Below are 2,268 nucleotides of genomic sequence, written 5' to 3' on the forward strand. Positions count from 1 at the left end.
TGGTGCCCCGAGGGGGAGTCCGTCACGTGGCGTCGTCGGCGAAAGGTCGGTGCTGTCGACCAATTCGGCTTGCCGGGTGATGGTTTCGACCGTGGGGAGGGAGGCGCCGCCACCGAGTTCGGTGAGGTAGCGTATCTGGCGGACGGCCGTCCAGTGCAGCGGTTGCGCGCTTCCCGCCAGGAGGATCAAGCCCGCCACGCTCGGTTCGGCGGCGGCGACGCGGGGTGCTAACCTCCCGCCCAGGCTGTGCCCGAGCACCAACACCCGCTCGGGATCCACGCCGGGATGGGCACGCAGCGCGTCCACGGCCGCCACACCGTGAGGGACGTATTCGTCTGCGGCAGTGAATTGTTCATCGATCTGCTCGGGCCTCGCGTAGGTGATCTTGTCGAATCGGAGGACTGCGACGCCCTGGTCGGCCAACCCCCAAGCGATGTCCCTGAGTGGTTTGTTGTCGCCGAGTGTGCCGTCTCGGTCGGTCGGACCGGCCCCAGGGAGCAACACGACACCCGGCCTCGGGCCGTCGGCGGGGCGCATGCTGATCGTGCCGGGAACGGCAACGGGCTCGGCACCGAGTAGCAGGTCGTACTCGTCGATCGCTTCTGGGACGGCGTTTTCCGGAGGTTGGCGAGCGTGTTCGGTTTGTGTCATGACGCGTCTTCCTCGGCGCTGGGCGCGGAGGCCAAAGGGAACAGGATCGGGCTGAGCAGGTAGGGGTCGCGGTCGGCGGTCGCAGACTGGGCCAGGCGAGGTGCGATCACGGCGCGGAGGTCGGCGATGAAGATGGCGAGTTCGTCGCGGTCGAGCCAGATCGCATGCTGGCGATAGCCGACCAGGTCACCGACCGGGTCCGCGTTGTCACTGTCGAGGTAGGTCTGGAATTCGGCGAGCAGGGTCGCCATCGCCACGGCGAAGATGCGACGGTGATCGTCGACGGACGCGGACGCGGCGGAATCGATCACCGCGCGTTCGCGGCGCAGCCGGTAGCTGCGTTCCACCGCACCGCGGACGCGCTGTTCGCCGGCGAGCTCGAGAATGTCGTGCTCGGCGAGCAGGTCGACGTGGCGGTACACGGTGGCCTTCGACACGTCGGGCATACACGCGCACAGCTGCGATGTGGTCATGACACGGCCGCCTGACAGGGCGTGCACGATCCGCAGCCGCACGGGGTGCGCGAGCAACTCCATAGGGTTCACAGCCCAATGATCTCAATTCTGATACCGTTTGCAAAGTTGAGAACAGTAAAGAGTCGGCACCCACCTTGTCGGGAACGGGCGTCGGAGGGTTCGAGGAGGATCCGTTCGGATGACGGCAACGACTGCAGAACAGACAGGCACCGAAATTGTCGAACTGTTGCGGGCCAACGGTTTTGCGCGTGTGCACGAGAGGTTCGCGGCGCATCTGCAGACGTCCGTGTCGGCCGAAAACCTGCACGACGCGTGGGATTCGGTCCAGCAACGGCACGGGCGAGTCACCCGGGTCGGGGAAGCGGTGGGTGAGGCGGGCCCGCCGGGCACGACAGCGGTACGAATCCCCGTCCACCTCGAACTCGGGGAGCTGATGGTCGAGCTGATCGTCGATGGTGCGGGCAGGTTGGCCGGGCTCCAGCTGACACCGCCCGCCGAACCGTGGCGGCCGCCCGCCTACATCGACGAGATGACGTTCGACGAACAGGACGTCACACTAGGTCGTGATCCGTTCACCGTGCAGGGAACCCTCAGCGCACCACGGGGATCCACCGGATGCCCAGCCGTCGTTCTGCTGGGCGGGGGCGGGCCGTTCGACCGCGACGAAACCGTCGGCTCGAACAAGCCACTCAAGGACGTCGCCTGGGGGCTGGCCAGCCGTGGGATCGCGGTGCTGCGGTTCGACAAGGTCACCCACTCCCACCGCGATGTGGCTGCCACCATCGATGGGTTCACCATGACCGACGAATACGTACCGCACGCGGTGGCGGCCGTGCATGCGCTGCGCGCACATCCGGCGGTGGTTGCCGAGCGGGTGTTCGTGCTCGGGCACAGCATGGGCGGCAAGGTCGCACCGCGGGTCGCTGCCGCGGAACCCGCGGTCGCCGGGCTGATCCTGATGGCCGGCGACGCCGAGCCGATGCACCGGGCAGCGGTCCGGGTCACCCGATACCTGGCCTCGCTGAGCTCCGAGGCCGTCGCGCAGGGTGCGATCGAATCTCTCATCCGCCAAGCCGAATTGGTCGACGCGCCCGAGCTGTCACCGGCAACTCCGGCCATCGAACTGCCGCTCGGACTATCC

General features: G+C 67.4%; 3 protein-coding genes. 1 reads left to right on the forward strand and 2 read right to left on the reverse strand.

Annotation, left to right across the window (positions count from 1 at the left end; translation table 11 throughout):
• A partial coding sequence (locus tag ACFWF2_RS33545; RefSeq protein WP_379311499.1) for an alpha/beta hydrolase family protein occupies nucleotides 1-651 on the reverse strand: 651 nt, incomplete at its 3' end.
• A complete protein-coding gene (locus ACFWF2_RS33550) occupies nucleotides 648-1,187 on the reverse strand; it encodes a helix-turn-helix domain-containing protein (RefSeq protein WP_379311501.1) in 540 nt (179 codons plus the stop codon). The genes ACFWF2_RS33545 and ACFWF2_RS33550, both read right to left, overlap by 4 nt.
• A gap of 118 nt (nucleotides 1,188-1,305) precedes the next feature.
• Here ACFWF2_RS33550 and ACFWF2_RS33555 point away from each other — a divergent pair.
• A partial coding sequence (locus ACFWF2_RS33555) for a serine aminopeptidase domain-containing protein (protein WP_379311500.1) occupies nucleotides 1,306-2,268 on the forward strand: 963 nt, incomplete at its 3' end.

Source organism: Nocardia sp. NPDC060259 (assembly GCF_042728775.1).
Lineage (GTDB): Bacteria > Actinomycetota > Actinomycetes > Mycobacteriales > Mycobacteriaceae > Nocardia.

Excerpts from the sequence above, each read along its gene's own strand:
- ACFWF2_RS33550 (WP_379311501.1), bottom strand. The coding sequence starts at position 1,187 with ATGGAGTTGCTCGCGCACCCCGTGCGGCTGCGGATCGTGCACGCCCTG.